Genomic DNA, 25,703 nt, shown 5'->3' on the forward strand with positions numbered 1-25,703 from the left:
AACGGAGCGACCCATGAAAGATTTGGTGAAAGTTCTCAAATCGCAGGCGCAGTCCGAAGAATTCGACGCCATCAAGATTACCCTGGCGTCTCCGGACATGATTCGCTCGTGGTCTTTTGGTGAAGTGAAGAAGCCTGAAACCATCAACTACCGGACATTCAAGCCGGAACGTGATGGTCTTTTCTGTGCCAAGATCTTTGGCCCGGTGAAGGACTACGAGTGCCTGTGTGGCAAGTACAAGCGGATGAAGCATCGCGGCATCATCTGTGAGAAGTGTGGCGTTGAAGTGACCAAGGCGGCAGTGCGTCGTGAGCGTATGGCTCACATCGAACTGGCGAGCCCGGTCGCGCATATCTGGTTCCTGAAGTCTCTGCCGTCCCGTATCGGCATGCTGCTCGACATGACTCTGCGTGATATCGAGCGCGTGCTGTACTTCGAAAGCTTCGTGGTCATCGATCCGGGCATGACGACTCTCGAGAAGGGTCATCTGCTCAACGATGAGCAGTACTTCGAAGCGCTGGAAGAATTCGGTGATGATTTCGACGCCCGCATGGGTGCCGAGGCCATCAAGGCGCTGCTCGAGGACATCGAGCTGGAAGAAGAGGTCGAGCGCCTGCGTGAAGAGATTCCGCAGACCAACTCCGAGACCAAGATCAAGAAGCTGTCCAAGCGCCTCAAGCTGCTGGAAGCCTTCTACTATTCCGGCAACAAGCCGGGCTGGATGATCATGGAAGTGCTGCCAGTGCTGCCGCCGGACCTGCGTCCGCTGGTGCCGCTGGACGGCGGCCGCTTCGCGACCTCGGATCTGAACGATCTGTATCGTCGTGTGATCAACCGCAACAACCGCCTCAAGCGTCTGCTCGACCTCAATGCGCCGGACATCATCGTGCGCAACGAGAAGCGCATGCTGCAGGAATCCGTGGATGCACTGCTCGACAACGGTCGTCGCGGTCGCGCCATCACCGGTTCCAACAAGCGTCCGCTGAAGTCGCTGGCCGACATGATCAAGGGCAAGCAGGGTCGTTTCCGTCAGAACCTGCTGGGCAAGCGTGTCGACTACTCCGGTCGTTCCGTCATCACCGTCGGCCCGACCCTGCGTCTGCACCAGTGTGGTCTGCCGAAGAAGATGGCGCTTGAGCTGTTCAAGCCGTTCATCTACGCCAAGCTGCAGGCCTCCGGTCACGCCAGCACCATCAAGGCCGCCAAGAAGATGGTCGAGCGCGAAGCCCCGGAAGTCTGGGATTTCCTCGCCGACGTCATCCGCGAGCACCCGGTGCTGCTGAACCGTGCCCCGACTCTGCACCGTCTGGGTATCCAGGCGTTCGAGCCGCTGCTGATCGAAGGCAAGGCCATCCAACTGCACCCGCTGGTCTGCGCTGCGTACAACGCCGACTTTGATGGTGACCAGATGGCTGTCCACGTACCGCTGACGCTGGAAGCCCAGCTGGAAGCGCGTGCGTTGATGATGTCGACCAACAACGTGCTGTCGCCGGCCAACGGCGAGCCGATCATCGTGCCGTCCCAGGACGTCGTGCTGGGTCTGTACTACATGACCCGCGAGAAGATCGGTGCCAAGGGTGAAGGCATGGCCTTCGCGAACCTGGGTGAAGTCGAGCGTGCCTTCGGCACTCACAGCGCTCACCTGCACGCGATGGTCAAGGTCCGTCTGACCGAGACGCTCAAGGACGAAGAGTCCGGCGAGCTGTACGAGAAGACGTCCCTGCACGACACCACCATCGGTCGCGCACTGCTGTTCCGCATTCTGCCGAAGGGCATGCCGTTCGAGCTGATCAACCAGGTGATGAAGAAGAAAGCCATCTCCGGTCTGATCAACGAGGCGTACCGTCGTGTCGGTCTGAAGGACACCGTCATCTTCGCTGACCAGCTGATGTACACCGGCTTCCGTCTCGCGACCTGGTCCGGCGCCTCCATCGGCGTCAACGACTTCGTCATCCCGGACGCGAAGAAGGTCATCATCGACGCGGCTGAAGACGAAGTGAAAGAGATCGAAGACCAGTTCTCCTCCGGTCTCGTGACCGCGGGCGAGAAGTACAACAAGGTCATCGATATCTGGGCGCGTGCCAACGACCGTGTCGCCAAGGAGATGATGGCAGGTATCTCGAAAGAGACCGTCGTCAACTGGAAAGGCGAAGTGGTCAATGACGAAGACGGCAAGCCGATGGAGCAGGACTCCTTCAACAGCGTCTTCATCATGGCCGACTCCGGTGCGCGTGGTTCCGCCGCACAGATTCGTCAGCTGGCTGGTATGCGTGGCCTGATGGCCAAGCCGGATGGCTCGATCATCGAGACGCCGATCACCGCCAACTTCCGTGAAGGTCTGAACGTACTCCAGTACTTCATCTCCACGCACGGTGCCCGTAAGGGTCTGGCGGATACGGCACTGAAGACCGCCAACTCCGGTTACCTGACCCGTCGTCTGGTCGATGTTGCCCAGGATCTGGTCATCACCGAAGCGGATTGCGGCACTCAGGAAGGTCTGATTCTGCACCCGGTCATCGAAGGCGGCGACATCATCGTCCCGCTGTCCCAGCGTGTGCTGGGTCGTGTCGTGGCGCAGGACGTGATCGATCCGGTCTCTGATGAGGTCCTGATCGCACGCGGCACGCTGCTCGACGAAGCCTGGTGTGCACAGCTCGATACCATGGGTGTCGATGAGATCATCGTGCGTACCACCATCGGTTGTGAAACCGTGCACGGTGTCTGCTCGGCCTGTTACGGCCGTGACCTGGCGCGTGGCCATCAGGTCAACGTCGGTGAAGCCATCGGTGTCATCGCGGCACAGTCCATCGGTGAGCCGGGTACCCAGCTGACCATGCGTACCTTCCACATCGGTGGTGCCGCTTCGCGTGCCTCCGCCGTGGACAGTGTCCAGGTCAAGCATGGCGGCAGCGTGCGTCTGCACAACATCAAGTCGGTCGAACGTGCCGATGGCAAGCTGATTGTCGTCTCGCGTTCCAGCGCACTGGCAGTGGCGGATGACCACGGCCGTGAGCGCGAATTCTACAAGCTCCCGTACGGTGCTGAGCTGTCCGTACGTGACGGCGATCCGGTGGCCTCTGGTCAGTCCGTCGCCAAGTGGGATCCGCACACTCACCCGATCGTCGCGGAAGTCGCGGGTCAGGTGCAGTTCACGGACATGGAAGATGGCCAGACCATCAACCGTACCACTGACGAAATGACCGGCCTGTCCTCCATCGAGGTCATTGAAAGTGCTTCACGTCCGTCCGCGGCCCGTGACAAGCGTCCGATGATCATGCTGGTAGACGGTAGCGGCAAGCACGTGACACTGCCGGGCTCCAACACGCCGGTCCAGTACCTGCTGCCGGGCAATGCCGTGGTGTCCGCCGAGAATGGCGCAGCCGTCGGCGTGGGTGACGTCATCGCACGTATCCCGATGGAAGCGTCCGGTAACAAGGACATCACCGGTGGTCTGCCGCGCGTTGCCGACCTGTTCGAAGCACGTCGTCCGAAAGAGCCGGCCATTCTGGCCGAGATCTCCGGCACCGTGACCTTCGGCAAGGAAACCAAAGGCAAACGTCGTCTGACCATCACGCCGGTGGAAGGTGATCCGTTCGAGCTGTTGATCCCGAAATGGCGCCAGATCAGCGTCTTCGAAGGTGAAACGGTCGAGAAGGGTGAAGTCATCTCCGATGGCCCGAGCAACCCGCACGATATCCTGCGTCTGCTCGGCGTCGCGGAAATGACCAAGTACATCACCACCGAAGTCCAGGAGGTCTATCGCCTCCAGGGTGTCGGCATCAACGACAAGCACATCGAAGTCATCGTGCGTCAGATGCTGCGCAAGGTCGAGATCACCGATTCTGGCGATTCCACCTTCATCACAGGCGACCAGGTGGAATACGCCCGCGTCGTCGAAGAAAACATGCGTCTCGAGGCCGACGGCAAGTTCCCGGCCAAGTTCGATCGCATCCTGCTCGGTATCACCAAGGCGAGCCTGGCAACTGAATCGTTCATCTCCGCGGCGTCCTTCCAGGAAACCACGCGAGTTCTGACCGAGGCATCTGTCACCGGCAAGCGCGATTATCTCCGTGGTCTGAAGGAGAATGTCGTGGTCGGTCGCCTGATTCCGGCGGGTACTGGCCTGGCCTATCACGACGAGCGTCGCCGCCGTCGCGATGGCCTGCCGCTCGCACCGGCCCCGTCGGCACAGGACGTCGAGCAGGAATTGGGCGCTCAGCTCACTGCCCTCGACGCGGACGACGACGACCTCTGAGGTCTTGCGCCCCGCCGTCTCTGACGGCGGGGTTGACGCCCTTGTGGCCCAAGCCCTAGAATATGCAGCCTTTAACAGTAGGGCAGGTGCATCCTGCCCTGTTGTTGGAAGGCAGTACAACCCATTGGAGCAAGCAAATGGCAACCGTTAACCAGCTCGTGCGCAAGCCGCGCAAGCGTCAGGCGTCCAAGAGCGACGTCCCTGCGCTGCAGGCATGTCCGCAGAAGCGTGGCGTGTGTACCCGTGTATACACTACTACCCCGAAGAAGCCGAACTCCGCACTCCGTAAGGTTTGCCGTGTTCGCCTGACCAACGGCTTCGAAGTCACTTCATACATCGGTGGTGAAGGTCACAACCTTCAGGAACACTCTGTTGTTCTGATCCGTGGCGGTCGTGTGAAGGATTTGCCGGGTGTCCGTTACCACACCGTTCGTGGTGCACTGGATACCTCTGGCGTGCAGAACCGTAAGCAGGGCCGTTCCAAGTACGGCGCCAAGCGTCCGAAGGCGTAATTCAAAGTTTAATATCGGTCTGATAAGAGTAAGGTCGGGCGTCGCGTCCAACGCGAGGCGTCCCGGGTTTACCTGAAGGACCCTTCTACTGAGGGCTTATCATGCCTAGAAGACGTGTAGCAGCTAAGCGCGAAATCCTGCCGGATCCGAAGTTCGGAAGCGAGCGCCTGGCCAAGTTCATGAACCACCTGATGATCAGCGGCAAGAAGTCTGCAGCTGAGCGCATCGTTTACGGTGCTCTCGATCGTGTTGCCGAACGCTCCAATGACGAGCCGCTGGACCTCTTCGACAAGGCGCTGGAAGCCATCCAGCCGATGGTCGAAGTGAAGTCCCGTCGTGTTGGTGGTGCAACCTACCAGGTGCCGGTTGAAGTTCGTCCTTCCCGTCGTCAGGCACTGGCCATGCGTTGGCTGGTGGACGCTGCGCGCAAGCGCGGCGAAAAGACCATGGTGCAGCGCCTCTCTGGCGAGATCCTGGATGCCGCTGAAGGCAAGGGTTCTGCTGTGAAGAAGCGTGAAGACGTGCACCGCATGGCAGAAGCCAACAAGGCCTTCTCCCACTACCGCTTCTAAACAACGGGGATACTCACCGTGGCACGCAAGACTCCACTTAAGCGTTACCGCAACATCGGTATCTGTGCCCACGTCGACGCCGGTAAGACTACCACTACCGAGCGCGTCCTGTTCTATACCGGCCTGTCTCACAAGGTCGGCGAAGTCCACGATGGTGCTGCCACCATGGACTGGATGGAGCAGGAACAGGAACGTGGCATCACGATCACCTCTGCGGCGACCACCTGCTTCTGGCAGGGTATGAGCAAGCAGTTCGACGAGCACCGTATCAACATCATCGATACTCCGGGGCACGTTGACTTCACTGTTGAAGTCGAGCGTTCACTGCGTGTTCTCGATGGCGCGGTCGTGGTGCTGTGTGGTTCTTCCGGTGTCCAGCCGCAGACAGAGACTGTCTGGCGTCAGGCCAACCGTTACGAAGTTCCGCGCATGATCTTCGTCAACAAGATGGACCGCGCTGGCGCGGACTTCTTCATGGTCGTCGAGCAGGTGCGCAAGCGCCTGGGCGCGAACGCCGTCCCGATCCAGATCAACTGGGGTGCGGAAGACGAGTTCAAGGGCGTCATCGACCTGATCAAGATGAAGGCCATTGTCTGGGACGAAGACAATCACGGCATGAACTACGAGCTGATCGACATTCCGGCCGAGCTGCAAGATACAGCTGCCGAATGGCGTGAACACATGCTCGAGTCTGCTGCTGAAGCGTCCGAAGAGCTGATGGACAAGTACCTCGAAGAAGGCGAGCTGTCCGAGGAAGAAGTCAAGGCTGCGCTGCGTCAGCGTACCTTGGCCAACGAAATCTGCCTCGTGACCTGTGGTTCTGCCTTCAAGAACAAGGGTGTCCAGGCGGTTCTGGATGCGGTCATCGAATACATGCCGTCTCCGCTTGAAGTCAAGGCCATCGAAGGTGAGCTTGACGACAAGGACGGTACCATCGAGACCCGCGAAGCTGACGACAAGGCTCCGTTCGCGGCGCTGGCGTTCAAGATCGCGACCGATCCGTTCGTTGGTACCCTGACCTTCATCCGCGTCTACTCGGGCGTGCTGAAGTCTGGTGATGGCGTCTTCAACTCCGTCAAGAGCAAGAAGGAGCGTGTCGGTCGTATCGTCCAGATGCACTCCAACTCTCGTGAGGAGATCAAGGAAGTCTATGCTGGCGATATCGCCGCATGTATCGGTCTGAAAGACGTGACCACCGGTGACACCCTGTGTGACCCGGATCACAAGATCGTGCTTGAGCGCATGGAATTCCCTGAGCCGGTCATCTCCGTCGCTGTCGAGCCGAAGTCCAAGGCCGACCAGGAAAAGATGGGTGTTGCACTGGGCAAGCTGGCCCAGGAAGATCCGTCCTTCCGCGTCGAGACCGACGAAGAGTCCGGTCAGACCATCATCTCCGGTATGGGTGAGCTTCACCTGGACATCCTCGTCGACCGCATGCGTCGCGAGTTCAATGTCGAGGCGAACATCGGCAAGCCGCAGGTGGCTTACCGTGAGACCATCCGTACCAAGGTCGAGCAGGAAGGCAAGTTCGTTCGTCAGTCCGGCGGTCGTGGCCAGTTCGGTCACGTCTGGCTTCGCATTGAGCCTCTCACTGCAGAGGACAAGGGCGACGACGAAGAAATGACCTTCAAGTTCGAGTCCGAGATCGTCGGTGGTGCGGTTCCGAAGGAATACGTGCCGGCCGTCGAGAAGGGCGCCGCTGAGCAGCTCAAGAATGGTGTCATCGCCGGTTATCCGATGATCGACGTCAAGGTCACGCTGTTCGATGGTTCCTACCACGACGTCGACTCCAACGAGACTGCGTTCAAGGTCGCCTCTTCCATGGCGATCAAGGCCGGTGCCCCGAAAGCGGGTGCAGTGCTGCTTGAGCCGCTCATGAAAGTCGAAGTCGTCACGCCTGAAGATTTCATGGGTGACGTCATGGGCGACCTGAACCGTCGTCGTGGCCTCGTTCAGGGCATGGATGATTCTTCCACTGGCAAGATCATCAATGCACTGGTGCCGCTGGGTGAGATGTTCGGTTATGCGACCGACCTGCGCTCACAGACCCAGGGCCGCGCAAGCTACTCCATGGAGTTTGCGAAATACGACGAAGCACCGAACAGCATCGTCGAAGCCGTCATCAATCAGAAGTAACCGATTAGCTAACGAAAGAGGTTATAGCAGTGGCTAAGGAAAAATTTGAGCGTTCGAAGCCGCACGTCAACGTCGGCACCATTGGTCACGTCGATCACGGCAAGACCACTCTGACTGCGGCTCTGACTCGCGTCTCTGCAGAAGTCTTCGGTGGTGACGCGCGTGCGTTTGACTCCATCGATAATGCCCCGGAAGAGCGTGAGCGTGGTATCACCATCTCCACCGCTCACGTGGAATATCAGTCCGAAGAGCGCCACTACGCGCACGTCGACTGCCCGGGTCACGCCGACTACGTCAAGAACATGATCACCGGTGCTGCCCAGATGGACGGCGCTATCCTGGTCTGTTCCGCTGCTGACGGCCCCATGCCGCAGACTCGCGAGCACATCCTGCTGTCCCGTCAGGTCGGCGTTCCGTTCATCGTTGTCTTCCTGAACAAGGCTGACATGGTCGATGACGAAGAACTGCTCGAGCTGGTCGAGATGGAAGTGCGTGAACTCCTGAGCGAGTACGACTTCCCGGGCGACGACACTCCGATCATCATCGGCTCTGCCCTGATGGCTCTGGAAGGCAAGGACGACAACGGCATGGGTACTACCGCCGTTGCCAACCTGATCAAGGCCCTGGATGCGTACATCCCGGAGCCGGAGCGTGCTATCGACCAGCCGTTCCTGATGCCGATCGAAGACGTCTTCTCCATCTCTGGCCGCGGTACCGTCGTCACTGGCCGTATCGAACGTGGTCTGGTCAAGACTGGCGAAGAGATCGAGATCATCGGCGTGCGTGACACCACCAAGACTACCGTTACCGGTGTCGAGATGTTCCGCAAGCTGCTGGACGAAGGTCGTGCTGGCGAAAACGTCGGCGCCCTGCTGCGCGGCACCAAGCGTGATGACGTCGAGCGTGGCCAGGTTCTGGCCAAGCCGGGCTCCATCAAGCCGCACACCAAGTTCGAAGCCGAAGTCTACGTCCTGTCCAAGGAAGAAGGCGGTCGTCACACTCCGTTCTTCAAAGGCTATCGTCCGCAGTTCTACTTCCGTACCACTGACATCACTGGTACCTGTGAGCTGCCGGAAGGCGTCGAGATGGTCATGCCGGGCGACAACGTCCAGATGGTCGTGTCTCTGATCGCTCCGATCGCCATGGAAGATGGTCTGCGTTTCGCTATCCGTGAAGGCGGTCGTACCGTCGGCGCTGGCGTCGTGGCCAAAATCGTCGAGTAAGGTTCTCCTTACCTGACACAGAAGGGGGCCCTGATGGGCCCCCTTTTCTCGCATGTTTGACACCTGATGTCAGTCTGCCTATAATGCGCATCCTTTGAATGCGTGGGTGACGGCCTACGCCGTCGACATCCATTGGAGTTTTGGGCAATGCAAAACCAGAAGATTCGCATCCGGTTGAAAGCATTCGACCACCGTCTGATCGACCAGTCCTCTGCAGAGATCGTTGAAACTGCAAAGCGTACCGGTGCTCAGGTTCGTGGCCCGATCCCGCTGCCGACCCGTCGCGAGCGTTACACCATCCTGGTCTCTCCGCACGTCAACAAGGACGCGCGTGACCAGTATGAGATTCGTACCCACAAGCGCGTTCTCGACATCGTCGAGCCGACAGAGAAGACTGTCGACGCGCTGATGAAGCTTGACCTGGCTGCCGGTGTGGACGTCCAGATCAAGGTTGACTGATACCTCACTAGTCACTGCGGCCCAGCGCTCTCACTGATAGAGCAGCAGCCGCCACGCCGGGATGGCGTCATACAATGTGCTAGTGGAATGCTCTGGAAAGGGCAGCCATAGCGGGTGACAGCCCCGTACACTAAAGGAGACTGAACATGTCTATCGGTTTAGTCGGTAAGAAGGCCGGGATGACCCGTGTCTTCACCGAAGCTGGCGCCTCTGTGCCGGTTACCGTGATTGAAGTTGAGCCGAACCGCATCGTGACCATCAAGTCTCTCGAGACTGACGGCTACAATGCTATTCAGGTGACAACTGGCTCTCGTAAAGCCAAGCACCTCACCAAGGCAACTGCTGGTCAGTATGCCAAGGCGGGTGTTGAGGCTGGCCGTACCCTGATGGAATTCCGCCTGAACGAAGGCGACGAAGCTCCTGCAGTGGGCGGCGAACTCACCGTATCCCTCTTTGAAGCTGGTCAAAAGATTGACGTGACCGGCACCTCCAAGGGTAAAGGTTTCCAGGGCGCAGTTAAGCGCTGGAACTTCCGCACCCAAGACGCTACCCACGGTAACTCACTGTCGCACCGCGCGCCGGGTTCCATCGGTAACTGTCAGACCCCGGGCCGCGTCTTCAAAGGTAAGAAGATGGCTGGCCAGATGGGCAACGTCCGTTCCACCGTCCAGAGCCTGGAAGTGGTCCGCGTCGACGCTGAACGCAATCTTCTGCTGGTCAAGGGTGCCGTTCCAGGTGCTCCGGGCGGCGAAGTGATCGTGCGTTCCGCTGTGAAAGCTCGCTGAGGGGAATTAACCGATGAATCTTAATCTTGCAGGTGCAGGCGGCGCAGTAGACGTCTCCGATGCCACCTTTGGTAAGGACTTCAACGAGGCTCTGGTTCACCAGGTCGTCACCGCCTATCTGGCTGGTGCGCGTCAAGGTACCGTGGCTCAGAAGACCCGTTCTGACGTGTCCGGCGGTGGCAAGAAGCCGTGGCGTCAGAAAGGTACTGGTCGTGCACGTGCCGGTACCATCCGTTCCCCGCTGTGGCGTTCTGGCGGTGTGACCTTTGCAGCGCGTCCTCAGGACCACTCGCACAAGGTCAACCGCAAGATGTATCGCGCTGCCATGCGTTCCATCCTGTCCGAGCTGGTCCGTCAGGATCGCCTGGTCGCGGTCGATGCTATCAGCGTCGAAGCTCCGAAGACCAAGCTGCTGATCGCCAAGCTCCAGGAACTGGGCCTTGAGAAAGCGCTGATCGTCACTGAAGAGCAGGACGTCAACCTGTACCTGGCCGCGCGCAACATCCCGTATGTTGACGTTGTCAATGTCGCTGGCGCTGACCCGGTCAGCCTCGTCGGTTACGACAAGGTGCTGATGACTGTCGCTGCCCTGCGCAAGTTCGAGGAGAACCTGGGATGAATCAGGAACGCGTATTCAAGGTCCTGCTTGGTCCTCACATGACCGAGAAGGCCGCGGTCGCTGCCGAGAACAACCAGTACGTGTTCAAGGTTGCCAGCGACGCGACAAAGCCCGAAATCAAGAAAGCCGTCGAAGCGCTGTTTGGTAAGAAAGTCGATCGTGTTCAGGTTCTGAACATGAAAGGCAAGACCAAGCGCACCGCTCGCGGTGTTGGTCGTCGCGCTGGTTATCGCAAGGCCTATGTAACTCTGGCCGCCGGCGAGACCATCGAAGACTTCTCTGGCGCCGAGTAAGGCAGGAGTACGGAACATGGCAATTGTTAAGACAAAACCTACCTCCGCCGGTCGCCGCCACCTGGTAAAGGTCGTCAATGACGAACTTTTCAAAGGTCGCGCGTACGCTCCGCTGCTTGAAAAGCAGTCAAAGTCCGGTGGTCGTAACAATAATGGTCGCATCACTACTCGCCACATCGGCGGTGGTCATCGTCACCATTACCGTCTGGTCGATTTCAAGCGCAACAAGGATGGCATTCCGGCCATCGTTGAGCGTCTGGAGTACGATCCGAACCGTAGCGCGAACATCGCGCTGGTGAAGTACCTTGACGGCGAACGTCGCTACATCATTGCACCGAAAGGTGTCTCTGCTGGCGATCGTCTCGAGTCTGGTGTTAACGCACCGATCAAGAAAGGCAACGCTCTGCCGCTGCGCAATGTCCCGGTGGGTTCCACCGTTCACTGTGTAGAGCTGAAGCCAGGCAAGGGCGCCCAGATCGCTCGTAGTGCAGGTACCAGTGCCCAGGTCGTGGCACGTGACGGTAACTACACCACGCTGCGTCTGCGCTCTGGCGAGATGCGTAAGGTGCTGTCCGAATGCCGTGCAACTCTCGGCGAAGTGGGCAACTCCGAGCACAGCCTCCGTCAACTGGGCAAGGCCGGTGCTAAGCGTTGGAGAGGCGTGCGCCCGACTGTTCGCGGTGTCGCGATGAACCCGGTCGATCACCCGCATGGTGGTGGTGAAGGTCGTACCTCTGGTGGCCGTCACCCGGTCAGCCCGTGGGGCGTCCCGACCAAGGGTCACAAGACTCGCAAGAACAAGCGCACCGATAAGCTTATCGTCCGTCGCCGCAAGGCCAAGTAACAGATATTGAGGGGTAACGGCTGTGCCACGTTCACTGAAGAAAGGTCCTTTTATTGACCTTCATCTGCTGAAGAAGGTTGAGACAGCAGTGGAAAAGAACGACCGCAAACCGATCAAGACCTGGTCGCGTCGTTCCATGATCCTGCCGAACATGGTCGGGCTCACCATTGCCGTCCATAACGGTCGCCAGCATGTCCCGGTTCTCGTTTCTGAGGAAATGGTCGGTCACAAGCTCGGCGAGTTTGCTGCCACCCGCACATACCGCGGGCACGCTGCAGATAAAAAAGCCAAACGGTAAGCCAGAGAGGATTTAAGAGATGGAAGTAGCTGCTAAGCTGCGCGGCGCTCGTTTATCCGCCCAGAAGGCCCGTTTGGTGGCTGACCAGGTGCGCGGTAAGCCGGTCGCCGAGGCGCTGAATCTGCTCGCTTTCTCACCGAAGAAGGCCGCGAAGATTGTTCGCAAGGTTCTGCAGTCCGCGATCGCGAATGCGGAAGAAAACAACGGCATGGACATTGACGAGCTTCGCGTCTCGACTATCTGTGTCGACGAGGGCATGACGCTCAAGCGCATCCAGCCACGTGCCAAAGGCCGTGCGGATCGTATCTTGAAGCGCACTTGTCATATCACCGTCAAGGTAGCCGAGAAGTAGGAGACGACCAATGGGTCAGAAAGTTAATCCGACAGGTTTCCGACTGGGTATTGTCAAGGATCATACCTCTGTCTGGTACGCCGAAGGCGCTACCTATGCCGACAAACTGAACAACGATCTGCAGGTGCGTGGATTCCTGGAAGAGCGTCTGAAAAGCGCTTCCGTGAGCCGCATCAGCATCGAGCGTCCGGCAAACAACGCCCGTATTACCATTCACACTGCCCGTCCGGGTATCGTGATCGGTAAGAAAGGTGAAGATGTCGACCGCCTTCGTCGTGAAGTTTCCGAGATGATGGGCGTTCCCGTCCACATCAACATCGAGGAGATTCGCAAGCCGGAACTCGATGCCAAGCTGGTTGCTGCCAATGTGGCAGGTCAGCTCGAGCGTCGTGTCATGTTCCGTCGTGCGATGAAGCGTGCTGTGCAGAACGCAATGCGTCTGGGCGCCAAGGGCATCAAGATTCAGCTCTCTGGTCGTCTCGGCGGTGCCGAAATCGCCCGTACCGAATGGTACCGCGAAGGCCGCGTTCCGCTTCACACCCTGCGTGCTGACATTGATTACTCCACCTTCGAAGCTCACACCACCTACGGCATCATTGGTGTCAAGGTCTGGATCTTCAAAGGCGAGATCCTCGGTGGCATCGAAGAGGTGCGAGCCAAGGCGAAGCAGCCCGCGTCCGCACCCAAGAAGAAAGGCAAGTAAGGGGGTAATCGATGTTACAGCCCAAGCGTATGAAATTCCGCAAGATGCAGAAAGGTCGCAACCGTGGCCTGGCGCATCGCGGAAGCAAGGTAAGCTTTGGTGAGTTTGGCCTGAAAGCCACCGGCCGTGGTCGTATCACCGCTCGTCAGATCGAAGCTGGCCGTCGTGCCATCACTCGTCACGTCAAGCGTGGCGGTAAGATCTGGATCCGTGTCTTCCCAGACAAGCCGATCTCCAACAAGCCGTTGGAAGTTCGTATGGGTAAAGGTAAGGGTTCTGTCGAGTACTGGGTCGCTCAGATCCAGCCCGGCAAGGTCCTCTACGAGATCGAAGGTGTATCCGAAGAGCTGGCCCGTGAAGCATTTAGCCTGGCCGCTATGAAGATGCCGATCTCCACCACCTTTGTTAAGCGGACGGTGATGTGATGAAAGCCCAAGAACTCCGTGAAAAGTCAGTCGAGGCGCTCCAGGAGCAGTTGTTCGAACTGCTGCGTGAGCAATTCAATCTGCGCATGCAGAAGGCAACAGGCCAGCTGAGCCAGGTTCACCTGCTCAAGCAGACTCGTCGCCAAATTGCTCAGGTTAAGACTGTGCTCAACCAGAAGTCAGGTGAGTAAAATGGCCGAAGAAACTAAAGCACGCACACTCACCGGCAAGGTGGTGAGTGACAAGATGGAAAAATCCATCGTTGTCATGGTCGAGCGCCGTGAGCGTCACCCGATCTATGGCAAGTACCTGAGACGCTCCACCAAGCTGCACGCCCATGATGAGGCGAATCAGGCTCGGATCGGTGACACCGTCTCTATCGCCGAGACTCGTCCGCTGTCCAAGAAGAAAGCCTGGACCCTGGTCGAGGTGGTTGAACAGGCCAAGGGTTAATCCCTAGGCCAGTTCCCACCAGGCAGTCAGATTAGGTTTGGAGAAAACCGATGATTCAGACTCAGACAATGCTGGATGTCGCCGACAACAGTGGCGCGCGCCGGGTGCAATGCATCAAGGTGCTGGGTGGTTCACACCGCCGTTACGCTCGTGTTGGAGACATCATCAAGGTCACCGTCAAAGAAGCTATCCCGCGTGGCAAGGTCAAGAAAGGCCAGGTCATGAAGGCAGTGGTCGTTCGTACCAAAGCCGGTGTCCGTCGTAATGACGGTTCCGTGATCCGCTTCGACGGTAATGCGGCCGTTCTGTTGAACAACACCAACGAACAGCCGATCGGTACCCGTATCTTCGGCCCGGTTACCCGTGAACTTCGCAGTGAGAAGTTCATGAAGATCATTTCCCTGGCGCCCGAAGTGCTGTAAGGAGCGGAAGCGGATATGCAAAAGATCAAACGTGACGATGAAGTCATCGTCATCGCCGGGAAGGACAAGGGCAAGCGCGGTACCATCAGCAAGGTGCTGAAAGGTGAGCGTCTGCTCGTGTCCGGTGTGAATATGATCAAGCGTCACACCAAGCCCAACCCGATGCTGGGCACCCAGGGGGGTATCGTCGAGCGCGAGGCTCCGATTCACGCGTCCAACGTGGCCATCTTCAACCAGGAGACCGGCAAGGCGGATCGTGTCGGAATCCAGGTACAGGAAGACGGTACTAAGGTACGCATCTTTAAGTCGACTCAGAAGCTGATCGACGCCTAACGCGAGTCGGGTACAACATGGCGAACTTGAAAGAACGTTATCAGAACGAAGTGGCCGCCCAGCTTAAAGAGCAGTTCGGCTACGCCAATGTGATGCAGGTTCCCCGCATCACCAAGGTGACCCTGAACATGGGTATCGGTGAAGCCACCGCTGACAAGAAGCTGATCGACAACGCGTTTGCCGATCTCCAGATGCTTTCTGGTCAGAAGCCCATCGTCACCAAGGCACGCAAGTCCATCGCTGGCTTCAAAGTCCGCGAAGGATGGCCGATCGGTGTTAAGGTGACCCTGCGCAGCGATCGTATGTGGGACTTCCTGGACCGTCTCGTGAACGTGGCTATCCCGCGCGTTCGTGACTTCCGTGGTCTGAACCCGAAGTCCTTCGATGGCCGTGGAAACTACTCCATGGGTGTGCGTGAGCAGATCATCTTCCCGGAGATCGAGTATGATAAGATCGACCGGATTCGTGGCCTGGACATCACCATCACCACTAGCGCCAACACCGATGATGAAGGTCGTGCGTTGCTGGGCGCGCTGAACTTCCCGTTCAAGAAATAAGGGTGGATCATGGCAAAGAAAAGCATGGTTGAGCGCGAGCTCAAGCGCACCAAGCTGGTCGCTAAGTACGCCGCCAAACGCGACGCACTGAAGACCATCATCAACGACGTCAACGCTTCTGAAGAAGAGCGCTTCGACGCACAGCTGAAGCTGCAGCAGCTGCCGCGTGATGCCAGCCCGGTCCGTCAGCGTAACCGCTGCCGTATCACTGGCCGTCCGCACGGCTACTACAACAAGTTCGGCCTGAGCCGCAACAAGCTGCGTGAAGCCGCTATGCGTGGTGACGTGCCTGGTCTGACCAAGTCCAGCTGGTAACACCACTGCAAGAATTCAGGAGCGCAACGTAAATGAGCATGCAAGACACTCTGGCGGATATGTTCACTCGTATCCGCAATGCGCAGATGGCCACCAAGGAGACGGTTACCATGCCGTCTTCCAAGCTCAAGGTTGAAGTGGCCCGCGTATTGAAGGAAGAGGGTTATATTTCCGAGTTTGCCGTCGCAGAAGGCGCCAAGCCGGAACTGACCGTGACCCTCAAGTACTTCGAAGGCAAGTCGGTTATCGAGAGCATCAAGCGTATTTCCAAGCCGTCCCTGCGCCAGTACAAAGGCAAGGGTGAGCTTCCGAAAGTCGCAGATGGCCTGGGTATTGCGATCGTTTCCACCTCCCGGGGCGTGATGACCGATCGTGCGGCCCGTCAAGCTGGTGTCGGCGGCGAAGTCCTCTGCACCGTATTCTAGGAGTTTGGAATGTCCCGCGTAGCCAAGTATCCGGTTAAATTGCCGAACGGCGTCGAGGCAAAGCTCGACGGCGACAAGCTGACCGTGAAGGGCAGCAAAGGCCAGCTGGAACTGACCGTCCACCAGGACGTGGTCATCTCTATGGAAGAAGGTCAAATGACCTTCGCTCCGTCCGAGACCGCCAAGAACTGGGCAATGGTTGGTACCACTCGTGCTCTGGTCAACAACATGGTGTCTGGTGTTTCCGTAGGCTTCACCAAGTCTCTGGAAATCAATGGTGTGGGTTATCGTGCCCAGGCCAAAGGCCAGACAATCAACCTGACACTGGGCTTCTCACACCCGGTCGACTATGAACTGCCGGCAAGTGTTACGGCTGAAACGCCGAAGAACACTCAGATCGTCCTCACGTCTGCTGACAAGCAGGCTTTGGGTCAGGTCGCCGCAGAGATTCGCGCATTCCGTCCGCCGGAGCCCTACAAGGGCAAAGGTATTCGGTACAGCGACGAAGTCGTCCGTCGTAAAGAAGCCAAGAAGAAGTAAGGCAGGGTTATGAACGCGAAGAAAGAATCTCGTCTCCGTCGTGCCCGCCGCGCTCGTGCGAAAATCCGCGAGCTGGGCGTGTTTCGCCTGTGCGTGAACCGCACCCCGCGTCACATCTACGCGCAGATCATCTCGCCGGATGGCGGCCAAGTCCTGGCCACCGCATCCACGCTCGACAAGAGCCTGCGCGAAGGTTCTACCGGTAACTCGGACTCCGCCGCCAAGGTGGGTGCTCTGATTGCCGAGCGCGCGAAGGAAGCGGGTATCAAGCAAGTGGCTTTCGATCGCTCCGGGTACAAGTACCACGGTCGCGTGAAGGCCCTGGCCGATGCCGCACGTGAAGGCGGCCTGGAATTCTAAAGGGTTTTACGATGGCGAATATCGAACAGAAGGGCGGTGACCTGCAAGAGAAGCTCGTGCAGATCAACCGCGTCGCCAAGGTAGTCAAGGGCGGCCGTATCTTCGGTTTCACCGCTCTGACTGTCGTTGGTGACGGCAATGGTCGTGTTGGCTTCGGCCGTGGCAAGGCGCGTGAAGTGCCGGTCGCGATCCAGAAGGCAATGGACCAAGCTCGTCGCAACATGATCAAGGTTGACCTGAAGGGCCACACCCTGCAGTACCCGGTGAAGGCTCGTCACGGCGCATCCAAGATCTACATGCAGCCAGCGTCCGAAGGTACCGGCATCATTGCCGGCGGTGCGATGCGTTCCGTGCTCGAACTGGCAGGCGTCCATGACGTCCTGGCCAAGTGCTACGGTTCCACCAATCCGGTCAACGTGGTGCGCGCGACCATCAACGGTCTCGCTGCCATGAAATCTCCGGAAGACATCGCCGCCAAGCGTGGCCTGTCTGTCGACAAGATTGCGGGGTAAGGCACCATGGCAGCTAAGATCACGGTAACCCAGATCCGCAGCACCATCGGCGTCCTCGAAAAGCACAAGGCCACTATGAAAGGTCTTGGCCTGCGCCGCATCGGTCACACTGTCGAGCTGGAAGACACCCCCGCGGTACGCGGCATGATCAACAAGGTTCACTACCTTGTCCGTGTTGAGGGAGAGTAATCCATGAAATTGAATACCCTGAGTCCGGCCCCGGGCTCCAAGCACGCTGCAAAGCGTGTCGGTCGTGGTATCGGCTCCGGTCTTGGTAAGACCGGCGGTCGTGGCCACAAGGGCCAGAAGTCCCGTTCCGGTGGCAGCGTCAAGCCGGGCTTCGAAGGCGGTCAGATGCCTATGCAGCGTCGCCTGCCGAAGTTTGGTTTCACTTCCGCGAAGTCTCTGATTTCCGAAGAAGTGCGCCTGAGCGAACTGGCACTGGTAGACGGCGAGATCGTCGACCTCGAAACGCTGAAGAAGGCCAACGTGCTTCGTGATTCCACGAAGTTCGCGAAGGTCATGCTCTCCGGCGAACTGGACAAGGCAGTCACGGTTCGCGGCATTAAGGTCACCAAAGGTGCCCGTGCTGCGATCGAAGCTGCCGGTGGCAAGGTAGAGGACTAAATGGCTAAGTCAGGAAACGTACCGGCGATGCAGGGAAGTGGGTTGAGCGAACTCTGGGCGCGTTTGCGCTTCGTGTTCATCGCCATCGTGGTGTACCGAATCGGTGCACACATCCCCGTTCCCGGTATCAATCCTGACCAGCTTGCTGCCTTGTTCAGGGAAAACCAGGGCACCATCCTGAGCATGTTCAACATGTTCTCCGGTGGTGCACTGGAGCGAATGAGTATCTTCGCGCTGGGCATCATGCCCTACATATCCGCGTCGATCATCATGCAGCTCCTGACGGTGGTCTCGCCTCAGCTTGAGCAGTTGAAAAAGGAAGGCGAGGCCGGCCGTCGCAAGATCAGCCAGTACACGCGCTACGGCACGGTAGTACTGGCCCTGGTCCAATCGATCGGCATGGCAGTCGGACTGGTCGGAAACGGTGTCGCCTATTCCGCTGACTTCAGCTTCTACTTCACCGCCGTGAGTACGTTCGTGGCTGGTGCAGTGTTCCTGATGTGGCTGGGAGAGCAGATCACCGAGAAGGGTATCGGCAACGGGATCTCACTGATCATCTTTGCTGGTATTGTCGCCGGGCTGCCGAGTGCCATCGGCCAGTCTTTCGAACTGGCGCGCAATGATGGTGCCTGGAATGTGCTTCCGCTGCTGGCGCTGACGCTGCTCGCAGTCATTACCGTTGCCTTCGTGGTGTTCATCGAACGCGGCCAACGCCGCATCACGGTGAACTATCCGCGCCGTCAGGTTGGCAACAAGATGTATGCAGGTCAGAGCAGCTACTTGCCGATGAAGGTCAACATGGCCGGGGTCATCCCGCCGATCTTCGCGTCAAGCATCCTGCTGTTCCCTGCGTCGATGGGTCAATGGTTTGGCCAGAGTGAAAGCATGCAATGGTTGCAGACGGCATCTCAGGCTCTCGGGCCGGGTCAGCCACTGTATATCTTGCTTTTCGCTGCCGCTGTAGTATTCTTCTGCTTCTTCTACACGGCGCTGGTCTTCAATCCGAAGGATGTTGCTGACAACCTCAAGAAGTCAGGAGCGTTTCTGCCGGGTATTCGCCCAGGCGAACAGACCGCCCGTTACATCGATAAGGTGATGACTCGCCTGACGCTGTTCGGCGCCCTCTACATCACCCTAGTCTCCCTGATGCCTCAATTCCTCGTTGTTGCATGGCAGGTTCCGTTCTATTTCGGCGGCACCTCTCTGCTCATCGTGGTCGTGGTGGTCATGGACTTCATGGCCCAGGTGCAGTCGCATCTGATGTCAAATCAGTATGCGTCGGTGATGAAGAAGGCCAACCTCAAAGGCTATGGCAGCGGTGGCATGATGCGCTGATTGCGCAGCCCCTGTTAGCAAACTGGAGAGAACGATGAAAGTTCGAGCTTCCGTCAAGAAAATTTGCCGTAACTGCAAGATCATTCGGCGTCGTGGCGCAGTGCGGGTCATCTGCACTGAGCCCCGCCACAAGCAGCGTCAGGGTTAATTCCCTCGACCCGCTTAGCTGAATACAAGCTCGGGTGCTGGCATACCCCCTTGTTCCCAATGGGATCAAGGGGTATGCTATTGCGCCCTTTGTGGATGTAAAATCCGCCGCTAACCTTTCGGAGAAAACTGATGGCCCGTATTGCTGGCGTCAATATCCCGGACAACAAGCACGCGGCGATCTCGCTGACTTATATCTTCGGGATTGGCCGTACGCGTGCACAGCAGATCTGCGCCGCTCTCGGTTTAGAACCGAGCGTCAAGATCGCTGATCTGTCTGTTGAACAACTGGACCTGGTTCGTGCCGAGGTGGGTAAGTACACCGTCGAAGGCGACCTGCGTCGTGAGATCACGCTGAACATCAAGCGTCTCATGGACCTCGGTTGCTATCGTGGCCTGCGCCATCGTCGTGGTCTTCCGTTGCGCGGTCAGCGCACCAAGACCAACGCACGTACACGCAAAGGTCCGCGTAAACCGATTCGCAAGTAAACGAACTGGCGTTTAGACAGGAAACATCTAATGGCTAACCCGAGTAAGCGCAAGAAGGTTAAAAAGCAGGTAGTGGATGCCATCGCGCATATCCACGCCTCTTTTAACAACACTATCGTGACGATCACAGACCGCCAGGGCAATGCTCTTTCCTGGGCAACTGCCGGTGGTTCGGGTTTTCGTGGTTCTCGCAAGAGCACCCCGTTCGCTGCGCAAGTCGCAAGTGAACGTGCAGCGACCGCTGCAGCCGAATATGGTGTGAAGAACGTCGACGTGCTGGTCAAGGGCCCGGGTCCGGGTCGTGAGTCCGCCGTGCGTGCTCTCAATGCCGCAGGCTTCCGCGTGCAAAGCATCACCGACGTGACCCCCATCCCGCATAATGGGTGCCGTCCGCCGAAGAAACGCCGCGTTTAAGGAGACAGACTCATGGCTCGTTATATTGGACCGAAGTGCAAACTGTCTCGTCGTGAAGGCACCGACCTCTTCCTGAAGAGTGGCGTGACTCCGTTCGAGAAGAAGTGCAAATCCGAACAACCCCCGGGTGTTCATGGCCAGCGCCGTCAGCGTCTTTCAGACTACGGCCTGCAGCTGCGTGAAAAGCAGAAGGTACGTCGCATGTACGGCGTGCTGGAAAAGCAATTCCGCAACTACTACAAAGAAGCCGCTCGCCTCAAGGGTGCGACCGGTGAGGTTCTGCTCCAGCTCCTCGAGACTCGTCTCGACAACGTCGTCTACCGCATGGGCTTCGGCTCCACGCGTTCCGAGGCACGTCAGCTGGTCAGCCACAAGGCGATCGCCGTGAACGGCCGTACCGTCAACGTTGCTTCCTTCAAAGTGAAGGCTGGCGATGTGGTCACCGTTCGTGAGAAGGCCAAGAACCAGGCTCGCATCCAGCAGTCTCTGGCACTCGCTGCCAACCGCGGTGATGTCTCCTGGGTCGACGTCGACTCCAAGAAGATGGAAGGCACTTTCAAGGCTGTCCCCGAGCGTGGCGACCTGTCTGCCGATATCAACGAAAACCTGATCGTCGAGCTGTACTCCAAGTAATGTAACGCCGGGCCGATTCGTCGGCCCGGCTGGAGTACCCAGATTATCCGTTTGGCAGCCTTAAAGGTGTTCTTATGCAGCGCTCAGTGACAGAGTTTCTCCGTCCTCGCGATATCAAGGTCGAGGAAGTCAGCGCCCATCACGCGCGAATCGTCCTCGAACCCTTCGAGCGTGGTTTCGGCCACACCCTGGGGAATGCTCTGCGTCGCATCCTGCTTTCTTCCATGCCCGGCTGTGCCGTCGTGGAAGCTGAGATCGAAGGCGTTCTGCACGAGTACAGCGCCATTGAAGGGGTGCAGGAGGATGTAATCGAAATCCTGCTGAACCTCAAGGACGTGGCCATCAAGATGCATGGTCGCGACGAAGCTGTGCTGGCGCTGAACAAGAAGGGCCCGGGTATCGTGACTGCTGGCGACATCGCTGGCGACCACGATCTCGAAATCGTGAATCCGGATCACGTCATCGCTCACCTCAATGATGGTGGCGAGCTGAAGATGCAGCTCAAGATCGCTCGTGGCCGCGGCTACGAAGCGGCAGATGCTCGCATCTCTGCTGATGACGAATCACGTGCCATTGGCCGCCTCCAGCTGGATGCGACCTTTACCCCGGTTCGTCGGGTCTCCTATGCCGTCGAGGCTGCGCGTGTTGAACAGCGCACCAACCTCGACAAGCTGGTGATCGACCTGGAAACCGACGGCACACTGGATCCGGAAGAAGCGATCCGCCGCTCCGCAACTATCCTGCAGGAGCAGCTGGCCGCCTTCGTTGATCTGGAAGCAGACAAGGAACAGGAAGTCGAAGAAGAGGAAGATCAAATCGATCCGATCCTTCTCCGTCCCGTAGACGATCTTGAGCTGACTGTTCGCAGTGCGAACTGTCTCAAGGCCGAGAATATCTATTACATCGGTGATCTCATTCAGCGCACCGAAGTTGAGCTGCTGAAGACCCCGAATCTCGGCAAGAAGTCCTTGAATGAAATCAAGGACGTGCTGTCCGCGCGTGGTCTGTCCCTCGGCATGCGGTTGGAAAACTGGCCGCCCGCAAGCCTGAAGGACGACAAGGCTTCCGCTTAAGGAAGCCCGGTCGGCTCAAGCCCCAGACTGGTAAGGAATCACAACCATGCGTCATCGTAAGAGTGGTCGTCACCTGAACCGTACCAGCTCTCACCGTGAAGCCATGTTCAAGAACATGTGCATCTCTCTGGTAGAGCACGAAGTCATCAAGACTACCCTGCCGAAAGCCAAGGAACTGCGTCGTCATATCGAGCCGCTGATCACCCTGGCCAAGCAGGACACCGTTGCGAACCGCCGTTTGGCGTTCTCTCGCACGCGCTCCAAGGAAGCGGTCGGCAAGCTCTTCAATGAGCTCGGCCCGCGCTACACCTCCCGTCCGGGCGGTTACCTGCGCATCCTGAAGTGCGGCTATCGCGCCGGTGACAATGCCCCGATGGCATTCGTCGAGCTGGTCGATCGTCCGGTTGCCTCCGAGGCAGCGGGCGAAGAGTAAGCTTCAGCTTGCTTCGTCCACAAGAAAAGGCCAACCCTCACGGGTTGGCCTTTTTTTATGCCTGACAGTTGGCCGGGTGGCACGGGCGTGTCATTTGCCGAAAGGTCCACCTCGCCCCGGGGTGTGTTGAGGATGTGCTGGGGCGAGGTGAATCAGAGGAGCGGAAGGGACGTGAGCCGGCGCCTAGCTGCTGGTCTCGGCCTTCTTCTTGCTGCTCGCGGTGGCACTGGTGGCTTTCTGGCGTTCCAGCAGCGGAGCCAGGAAGCGACCGGTGTGCGAGATCTCCTGCGTGGCCAGTTGCTCCGGTGTGCCTTCGGCGATGATCTGGCCGCCGCCTGAGCCACCCTCCGGGCCGAGGTCGATCAGCCAGTCGGCGGTCTTGATCACATCCAGGTTGTGCTCGATCACGACCACGGTGTTGCCGTGATCACGCAGACGGTGCAACACGACCAGCAGCTGGCGAATATCCTCGAAGTGCAGGCCGGTGGTCGGCTCATCGAGAATATAGAGCGTCTTGCCGGTATCGCGCTTGGCCAGCTCACGCGCCAGTTTGACGCGCTGGGCTTCACCGCCGGACAGCGTGGTCGCACTCTGGCCGAGGCGGACGTAGGAGAGGCCGACATCCATCAGCGTCTGCAGGCGGCGGGCGATGGCCGGAACCGGCGAGAAGAACTCCAGCGCCTCCTCGATGGTCATCTCCAGCACTTCGTGGATGTTCTTGCCCTTGTACTGCACTTCAAGCGTCTCGCGGTTGTAGCGCTTGCCCTTGCAGACATCGCAGGGCACGTACATGTCGGGCAGGAAGTGCATCTCGACCTTGATCAGGCCGTCGCCCTGACAGGCCTCGCAGCGGCCGCCCTTGACGTTGAAGCTGAAGCGGCCCGGCTTGTAGCCGCGGGCGCGTGCTTCCTGGGTGCTTGAGAACAGCTCGCGTATCGGCGTGAAGATGCCGGTATAGGTCGCCGGATTGGAGCGCGGCGTCCGCCCGATGGGGCTCTGGTCGATATCCACCATCTTGTCGAACAGGTCCAGCCCTTCGATGGTGCCGTAGGGCGCGGGCGTCAGGGTGGTGGCCCGATTGAGCTCGCGCGCCGCCAGTGGCATCAGGGTGGCATTGATCAGCGTCGACTTGCCTGAGCCCGAGACCCCGGTGATGCACGTCAGCAGGCCTGTCGGCAGCGTCAGCGTCACATCCTGCAGGTTGTTGCCGGTGGCACCGGTCAGGCGCAGCACCTTGTCAGGGTTGGCCGGAAGGCGGTAGGGCGGCACGGCGATCTCGCGCTCGCCACTCAGGTATTGCCCGGTCAATGAGCCAGGCGTCGCCTCGATCTGCTCCGGTGTGCCCTGGGCGACGATCTCGCCACCATGCACGCCGGCGCCCGGACCGATATCCAGCACGTGGTCGGCGGCGCGAATCGCGTCCTCATCATGCTCGACCACGATCACGGTGTTGCCCAGGTCGCGCAGATGGATCAGCGTCTTGAGCAGACGATCATTGTCGCGCTGATGCAGGCCGATGGACGGCTCATCGAGGATGTACATCACCCCGACCAGGCCGGCACCGATCTGGCTGGCGAGACGGATACGCTGCGCCTCACCGCCAGACAGGGTGTCGGCGCTGCGCTCCAGGGTCAGATAGTCGAGGCCGACATTGACGAGAAATTCGAGGCGCGCCTGGATCTCATGCACGATCTTGGCGGCGATCTCGCCCTTGCGTCCCGGCAGGCTCAGCTTGCCGAACTCTTCCCATGCTTCACCGATCGGCTGACGCACGACCTCGGAGAGTGTGCGGTCATCGACATAGACGTTGCGCGCTTCACGACGCAGGCGCGAGCCGTCGCAGCTCGGGCACGGCTGGACCGCCAGATAGCGGGCGAGGTCCTCGCGCACCATGTTGGATTCGGTCTCGCGGTAACGGCGCTCCATGTTGGGCAGCACGCCCTCGAAGGGGTGCTCGCGGGTCACCTTGCGGCCACGGTCATTCACGTAGCTGAAGGCGATGTCCTCGCGGCCGCTGCCGTTGAGCACGGCGTCACGCGCTTCATCGCTGAGCGACTCCCAGGCCGCTTCCAGCGCGAAGCCATAATGCTCGGCAACGGCCTGCAGCTGGCTGAAGTAGTAGACACTGCGGCGGTCCCAGCCCTTGATGACGCCTTCGGCCAGTGACAGCTCAGGATGGCTGATCAGCTTGTCGGGATCGAAATACTGCTTCACGCCGAGGCCGTCACAGGTCGGGCAGGCGCCCGCCGGGTTGTTGAAGGAGAACAGGCGCGGTTCCAGCTCGGCCAGCGCATAGCCACACACCGGGCAGGCGAAGCGCGAGGAGAAGACGAGGTCTTCCTGTTCGCCATCCATGAAGTGCAGGCGCGCGCTGCCGTCGGCCAGATTCAGCGCGGTCTCGAAGGATTCGGCCAGGCGCTGCTTGAGGTCTTCGCGCACCTTGAAACGATCGACGACGACGTCGATGTCATGCTTCTTGTTCTTCTCCAGCGGCTTGAGATCATCCAGCTCGACGATCACGCCGTCGATGCGGGCCCGCACGAAGCCCTGGGCGCGCAGCTCTGACAGCAGCTGGAGGTGCTCACCCTTGCGGCCACTGACCACGGGAGCCAGCAGCATCAGCTTGCTGCCTTCCGGCAAGGCGAGCGCCTGATCGACCATCTGCGAGATGGTCTGGGCTTCCAGATCAATCGCGTGGTCCGGACAGCGCGGCGTACCGGCGCGTGCATACAGCAGGCGCAGGTAATCGTAGATCTCGGTAATAGTGCCGACGGTGGAGCGCGGGTTGTGCGAGGTCGATTTCTGTTCGATGGAAATCGCCGGTGACAGACCTTCGATATGGTCGATGTCCGGCTTTTCCATCATCGACAGGAATTGACGTGCGTAGGTGGACAGTGATTCGACGTAGCGCCGCTGTCCCTCGGCATAGAGAGTGTCAAAGGCAAGTGATGACTTGCCGGAACCGGAAAGTCCGGTCACCACGATCAGCTTGTCACGCGGCAGTTCGACATCGATGTTCTTGAGGTTGTGGGTGCGCGCACCCCTCACCTGAATCCTGTCCATTGCCACCTCGGGCTGCGTCGATAAAAGCAACGATTATAAGGCGCGGGTGAAACACCCGGCAAAGGCTGCATGCTTTCAAAGCCGCCAAGCGGGCCT

General features: G+C 58.9%; 34 protein-coding genes. 33 read left to right on the top strand and 1 reads right to left on the bottom strand.

The features are described 5' to 3' along the window. Positions 1-13 precede the first annotated feature (13 nt). The 33 genes from rpoC to rplQ all read left to right on the top strand — a co-directional run bounded on the left by rpoC (position 14) and on the right by rplQ (position 22,544). Complete coding sequence (rpoC, locus tag AOG28_RS14330) at positions 14-4,255, top strand: DNA-directed RNA polymerase subunit beta' (RefSeq protein ID WP_043334882.1); 4,242 nt, start codon at positions 14-16, stop codon at positions 4,253-4,255. A 137-nt stretch (positions 4,256-4,392) separates the two neighbouring features. After that, positions 4,393-4,767, top strand: a complete 375-nt coding sequence (rpsL, locus tag AOG28_RS14335; RefSeq protein WP_043334880.1) for a 30S ribosomal protein S12 — start codon at positions 4,393-4,395, stop codon at positions 4,765-4,767. A gap of 101 nt (positions 4,768-4,868) precedes the next feature. Continuing rightward, positions 4,869-5,339 carry a 30S ribosomal protein S7 gene (gene rpsG, locus AOG28_RS14340; protein WP_043334878.1) on the top strand — a complete coding sequence of 157 codons (471 nt, stop codon included), beginning with the start codon at positions 4,869-4,871 and terminating at the stop codon, positions 5,337-5,339. Between the two features lie 18 nt (positions 5,340-5,357). Then, entirely contained in the window at positions 5,358-7,475 is a 2,118-nt protein-coding gene (gene fusA, locus AOG28_RS14345; RefSeq protein ID WP_043334876.1) for an elongation factor G, read from the top strand. A gap of 29 nt (positions 7,476-7,504) precedes the next feature. Continuing rightward, complete coding sequence (gene tuf / locus AOG28_RS14350; RefSeq protein WP_054556900.1) at positions 7,505-8,698, top strand: elongation factor Tu; 1,194 nt, start codon at positions 7,505-7,507, stop codon at positions 8,696-8,698. Between the two features lie 147 nt (positions 8,699-8,845). Continuing rightward, positions 8,846-9,157, top strand: a complete 312-nt coding sequence (gene rpsJ / locus AOG28_RS14355) for a 30S ribosomal protein S10 (RefSeq protein WP_024950650.1) — start codon at positions 8,846-8,848, stop codon at positions 9,155-9,157. A gap of 146 nt (positions 9,158-9,303) precedes the next feature. After that, entirely contained in the window at positions 9,304-9,942 is a 639-nt protein-coding gene (rplC, locus tag AOG28_RS14360; protein WP_024950651.1) for a 50S ribosomal protein L3, read from the top strand. A 13-nt stretch (positions 9,943-9,955) separates the two neighbouring features. Then, on the top strand, positions 9,956-10,561 hold the full coding sequence (rplD, locus tag AOG28_RS14365) for a 50S ribosomal protein L4 (RefSeq protein ID WP_054556901.1): 606 nt from the start codon (positions 9,956-9,958) through the stop codon (positions 10,559-10,561). Continuing rightward, entirely contained in the window at positions 10,558-10,854 is a 297-nt protein-coding gene (gene rplW / locus AOG28_RS14370; RefSeq protein WP_043334865.1) for a 50S ribosomal protein L23, read from the top strand. Before rplD ends, rplW begins: the two co-directional genes overlap by 4 nt. A gap of 16 nt (positions 10,855-10,870) precedes the next feature. Continuing rightward, the gene (gene rplB, locus AOG28_RS14375) at positions 10,871-11,698 is read left to right on the top strand and encodes a 50S ribosomal protein L2 (RefSeq protein ID WP_043334862.1); all 828 of its coding nucleotides are present in this window, start codon (positions 10,871-10,873) and stop codon (positions 11,696-11,698) included. Positions 11,699-11,720: 22 nt separating this feature from the next. Then, a complete protein-coding gene (rpsS, locus tag AOG28_RS14380) occupies positions 11,721-11,996 on the top strand; it encodes a 30S ribosomal protein S19 (protein WP_024950655.1) in 276 nt (91 codons plus the stop codon). Positions 11,997-12,015: 19 nt separating this feature from the next. Then, complete coding sequence (rplV, locus tag AOG28_RS14385) at positions 12,016-12,348, top strand: 50S ribosomal protein L22 (RefSeq protein WP_043334859.1); 333 nt, start codon at positions 12,016-12,018, stop codon at positions 12,346-12,348. Between the two features lie 10 nt (positions 12,349-12,358). Next, positions 12,359-13,051 (top strand): 30S ribosomal protein S3, encoded by a 693-nt coding sequence (gene rpsC, locus AOG28_RS14390; RefSeq protein WP_043334856.1) that lies wholly within the window; start codon positions 12,359-12,361, stop codon positions 13,049-13,051. 11 nt (positions 13,052-13,062) lie between these two features. Beyond that, positions 13,063-13,476, top strand: a complete 414-nt coding sequence (gene rplP, locus AOG28_RS14395; RefSeq protein ID WP_043334854.1) for a 50S ribosomal protein L16 — start codon at positions 13,063-13,065, stop codon at positions 13,474-13,476. Then, positions 13,476-13,667, top strand: a complete 192-nt coding sequence (gene rpmC, locus AOG28_RS14400) for a 50S ribosomal protein L29 (RefSeq protein ID WP_024950659.1) — start codon at positions 13,476-13,478, stop codon at positions 13,665-13,667. Before rplP ends, rpmC begins: the two co-directional genes overlap by 1 nt. A 1-nt stretch (position 13,668) precedes the next feature. After that, positions 13,669-13,929, top strand: coding sequence for a 30S ribosomal protein S17 (gene rpsQ, locus AOG28_RS14405; protein ID WP_043334852.1), 261 nt, complete (start codon positions 13,669-13,671; stop codon positions 13,927-13,929). Positions 13,930-13,979: 50 nt separating this feature from the next. Next, a complete protein-coding gene (gene rplN, locus AOG28_RS14410; protein ID WP_043334850.1) occupies positions 13,980-14,351 on the top strand; it encodes a 50S ribosomal protein L14 in 372 nt (123 codons plus the stop codon). 15 nt (positions 14,352-14,366) lie between these two features. Next, entirely contained in the window at positions 14,367-14,684 is a 318-nt protein-coding gene (rplX, locus tag AOG28_RS14415) for a 50S ribosomal protein L24 (RefSeq protein ID WP_043334846.1), read from the top strand. 17 nt (positions 14,685-14,701) lie between these two features. After that, positions 14,702-15,241, top strand: a complete 540-nt coding sequence (gene rplE, locus AOG28_RS14420) for a 50S ribosomal protein L5 (RefSeq protein WP_043334844.1) — start codon at positions 14,702-14,704, stop codon at positions 15,239-15,241. A gap of 9 nt (positions 15,242-15,250) precedes the next feature. After that, positions 15,251-15,556 carry a 30S ribosomal protein S14 gene (gene rpsN, locus AOG28_RS14425; RefSeq protein WP_043334842.1) on the top strand — a complete coding sequence of 102 codons (306 nt, stop codon included), beginning with the start codon at positions 15,251-15,253 and terminating at the stop codon, positions 15,554-15,556. Between the two features lie 32 nt (positions 15,557-15,588). Continuing rightward, the gene (rpsH, locus tag AOG28_RS14430; RefSeq protein ID WP_043334840.1) at positions 15,589-15,981 is read left to right on the top strand and encodes a 30S ribosomal protein S8; all 393 of its coding nucleotides are present in this window, start codon (positions 15,589-15,591) and stop codon (positions 15,979-15,981) included. 9 nt (positions 15,982-15,990) lie between these two features. Continuing rightward, positions 15,991-16,521 carry a 50S ribosomal protein L6 gene (gene rplF, locus AOG28_RS14435; protein WP_043334838.1) on the top strand — a complete coding sequence of 177 codons (531 nt, stop codon included), beginning with the start codon at positions 15,991-15,993 and terminating at the stop codon, positions 16,519-16,521. A gap of 9 nt (positions 16,522-16,530) precedes the next feature. Continuing rightward, complete coding sequence (gene rplR / locus AOG28_RS14440; RefSeq protein ID WP_024950667.1) at positions 16,531-16,881, top strand: 50S ribosomal protein L18; 351 nt, start codon at positions 16,531-16,533, stop codon at positions 16,879-16,881. Positions 16,882-16,892: 11 nt separating this feature from the next. Next, positions 16,893-17,393 carry a 30S ribosomal protein S5 gene (rpsE, locus tag AOG28_RS14445; RefSeq protein WP_054556902.1) on the top strand — a complete coding sequence of 167 codons (501 nt, stop codon included), beginning with the start codon at positions 16,893-16,895 and terminating at the stop codon, positions 17,391-17,393. Positions 17,394-17,399: 6 nt separating this feature from the next. Then, positions 17,400-17,582, top strand: coding sequence for a 50S ribosomal protein L30 (gene rpmD, locus AOG28_RS14450; protein WP_024950669.1), 183 nt, complete (start codon positions 17,400-17,402; stop codon positions 17,580-17,582). A gap of 3 nt (positions 17,583-17,585) precedes the next feature. Beyond that, positions 17,586-18,020 carry a 50S ribosomal protein L15 gene (gene rplO, locus AOG28_RS14455; protein ID WP_043334834.1) on the top strand — a complete coding sequence of 145 codons (435 nt, stop codon included), beginning with the start codon at positions 17,586-17,588 and terminating at the stop codon, positions 18,018-18,020. Next, complete coding sequence (secY, locus tag AOG28_RS14460; protein ID WP_043334831.1) at positions 18,021-19,355, top strand: preprotein translocase subunit SecY; 1,335 nt, start codon at positions 18,021-18,023, stop codon at positions 19,353-19,355. A 34-nt stretch (positions 19,356-19,389) separates the two neighbouring features. Continuing rightward, positions 19,390-19,503 carry a 50S ribosomal protein L36 gene (gene rpmJ, locus AOG28_RS17845; protein ID WP_077373351.1) on the top strand — a complete coding sequence of 38 codons (114 nt, stop codon included), beginning with the start codon at positions 19,390-19,392 and terminating at the stop codon, positions 19,501-19,503. Positions 19,504-19,634: 131 nt separating this feature from the next. Then, on the top strand, positions 19,635-19,991 hold the full coding sequence (rpsM, locus tag AOG28_RS14465) for a 30S ribosomal protein S13 (RefSeq protein ID WP_024950672.1): 357 nt from the start codon (positions 19,635-19,637) through the stop codon (positions 19,989-19,991). 30 nt (positions 19,992-20,021) lie between these two features. Then, positions 20,022-20,405, top strand: a complete 384-nt coding sequence (gene rpsK, locus AOG28_RS14470; RefSeq protein ID WP_043334827.1) for a 30S ribosomal protein S11 — start codon at positions 20,022-20,024, stop codon at positions 20,403-20,405. A gap of 12 nt (positions 20,406-20,417) precedes the next feature. Beyond that, a complete protein-coding gene (gene rpsD / locus AOG28_RS14475; protein ID WP_043334824.1) occupies positions 20,418-21,038 on the top strand; it encodes a 30S ribosomal protein S4 in 621 nt (206 codons plus the stop codon). Positions 21,039-21,112: 74 nt separating this feature from the next. Then, entirely contained in the window at positions 21,113-22,111 is a 999-nt protein-coding gene (locus AOG28_RS14480; protein WP_043334822.1) for a DNA-directed RNA polymerase subunit alpha, read from the top strand. A 46-nt stretch (positions 22,112-22,157) separates the two neighbouring features. Further along, on the top strand, positions 22,158-22,544 hold the full coding sequence (gene rplQ, locus AOG28_RS14485) for a 50S ribosomal protein L17 (protein WP_043334820.1): 387 nt from the start codon (positions 22,158-22,160) through the stop codon (positions 22,542-22,544). A gap of 183 nt (positions 22,545-22,727) precedes the next feature. Here the strand turns inward: rplQ and uvrA are convergent, their stop codons facing one another. Then, positions 22,728-25,607, bottom strand: coding sequence for an excinuclease ABC subunit UvrA (gene uvrA, locus AOG28_RS14490; protein WP_054556903.1), 2,880 nt, complete (start codon positions 25,605-25,607; stop codon positions 22,728-22,730). Between the last annotated feature and the right edge of the window lie 96 nt (positions 25,608-25,703).

The organism is Cobetia sp. UCD-24C (assembly GCF_001306765.1).
GTDB lineage: Bacteria > Pseudomonadota > Gammaproteobacteria > Pseudomonadales > Halomonadaceae > Cobetia > Cobetia amphilecti.

Bases quoted from the DNA above. Each gene is read 5' to 3' on its own strand.
- rplR (WP_024950667.1), top strand. From the start codon at position 16,531: ATGAACGCGAAGAAAGAATCTCGTCTCCGTCGTGCCCGCCGCGCTCGT.
- rplF (WP_043334838.1), top strand. From the start codon at position 15,991: ATGTCCCGCGTAGCCAAGTATCCGGTTAAATTGCCGAACGGCGTCGAG.
- rplO (WP_043334834.1), top strand. From the start codon at position 17,586: ATGAAATTGAATACCCTGAGTCCGGCCCCGGGCTCCAAGCACGCTGCA.
- rplD (WP_054556901.1), top strand. From the start codon at position 9,956: ATGAATCTTAATCTTGCAGGTGCAGGCGGCGCAGTAGACGTCTCCGAT.
- rplW (WP_043334865.1), top strand. From the start codon at position 10,558: ATGAATCAGGAACGCGTATTCAAGGTCCTGCTTGGTCCTCACATGACC.
- rplC (WP_024950651.1), top strand. From the start codon at position 9,304: ATGTCTATCGGTTTAGTCGGTAAGAAGGCCGGGATGACCCGTGTCTTC.
- rpsC (WP_043334856.1), top strand. From the start codon at position 12,359: ATGGGTCAGAAAGTTAATCCGACAGGTTTCCGACTGGGTATTGTCAAG.
- rpsH (WP_043334840.1), top strand. From the start codon at position 15,589: ATGAGCATGCAAGACACTCTGGCGGATATGTTCACTCGTATCCGCAAT.
- rpsQ (WP_043334852.1), top strand. From the start codon at position 13,669: ATGGCCGAAGAAACTAAAGCACGCACACTCACCGGCAAGGTGGTGAGT.
- rpsG (WP_043334878.1), top strand. From the start codon at position 4,869: ATGCCTAGAAGACGTGTAGCAGCTAAGCGCGAAATCCTGCCGGATCCG.
- rpmD (WP_024950669.1), top strand. From the start codon at position 17,400: ATGGCAGCTAAGATCACGGTAACCCAGATCCGCAGCACCATCGGCGTC.
- rpsK (WP_043334827.1), top strand. From the start codon at position 20,022: ATGGCTAACCCGAGTAAGCGCAAGAAGGTTAAAAAGCAGGTAGTGGAT.
- rpsM (WP_024950672.1), top strand. From the start codon at position 19,635: ATGGCCCGTATTGCTGGCGTCAATATCCCGGACAACAAGCACGCGGCG.
- rplV (WP_043334859.1), top strand. From the start codon at position 12,016: ATGGAAGTAGCTGCTAAGCTGCGCGGCGCTCGTTTATCCGCCCAGAAG.
- rpmJ (WP_077373351.1), top strand. From the start codon at position 19,390: ATGAAAGTTCGAGCTTCCGTCAAGAAAATTTGCCGTAACTGCAAGATC.
- rpsJ (WP_024950650.1), top strand. From the start codon at position 8,846: ATGCAAAACCAGAAGATTCGCATCCGGTTGAAAGCATTCGACCACCGT.
- rpmC (WP_024950659.1), top strand. From the start codon at position 13,476: ATGAAAGCCCAAGAACTCCGTGAAAAGTCAGTCGAGGCGCTCCAGGAG.
- uvrA (WP_054556903.1), bottom strand. From the start codon at position 25,607: ATGGACAGGATTCAGGTGAGGGGTGCGCGCACCCACAACCTCAAGAAC.
- rplX (WP_043334846.1), top strand. From the start codon at position 14,367: ATGCAAAAGATCAAACGTGACGATGAAGTCATCGTCATCGCCGGGAAG.
- rpsE (WP_054556902.1), top strand. From the start codon at position 16,893: ATGGCGAATATCGAACAGAAGGGCGGTGACCTGCAAGAGAAGCTCGTG.
- secY (WP_043334831.1), top strand. From the start codon at position 18,021: ATGGCTAAGTCAGGAAACGTACCGGCGATGCAGGGAAGTGGGTTGAGC.
- rplN (WP_043334850.1), top strand. From the start codon at position 13,980: ATGATTCAGACTCAGACAATGCTGGATGTCGCCGACAACAGTGGCGCG.
- rplE (WP_043334844.1), top strand. From the start codon at position 14,702: ATGGCGAACTTGAAAGAACGTTATCAGAACGAAGTGGCCGCCCAGCTT.
- rpsD (WP_043334824.1), top strand. From the start codon at position 20,418: ATGGCTCGTTATATTGGACCGAAGTGCAAACTGTCTCGTCGTGAAGGC.
- rplQ (WP_043334820.1), top strand. From the start codon at position 22,158: ATGCGTCATCGTAAGAGTGGTCGTCACCTGAACCGTACCAGCTCTCAC.
- rpoC (WP_043334882.1), top strand. From the start codon at position 14: ATGAAAGATTTGGTGAAAGTTCTCAAATCGCAGGCGCAGTCCGAAGAA.
- AOG28_RS14480 (WP_043334822.1), top strand. From the start codon at position 21,113: ATGCAGCGCTCAGTGACAGAGTTTCTCCGTCCTCGCGATATCAAGGTC.
- rpsL (WP_043334880.1), top strand. From the start codon at position 4,393: ATGGCAACCGTTAACCAGCTCGTGCGCAAGCCGCGCAAGCGTCAGGCG.
- rplP (WP_043334854.1), top strand. From the start codon at position 13,063: ATGTTACAGCCCAAGCGTATGAAATTCCGCAAGATGCAGAAAGGTCGC.
- rplB (WP_043334862.1), top strand. From the start codon at position 10,871: ATGGCAATTGTTAAGACAAAACCTACCTCCGCCGGTCGCCGCCACCTG.
- rpsN (WP_043334842.1), top strand. From the start codon at position 15,251: ATGGCAAAGAAAAGCATGGTTGAGCGCGAGCTCAAGCGCACCAAGCTG.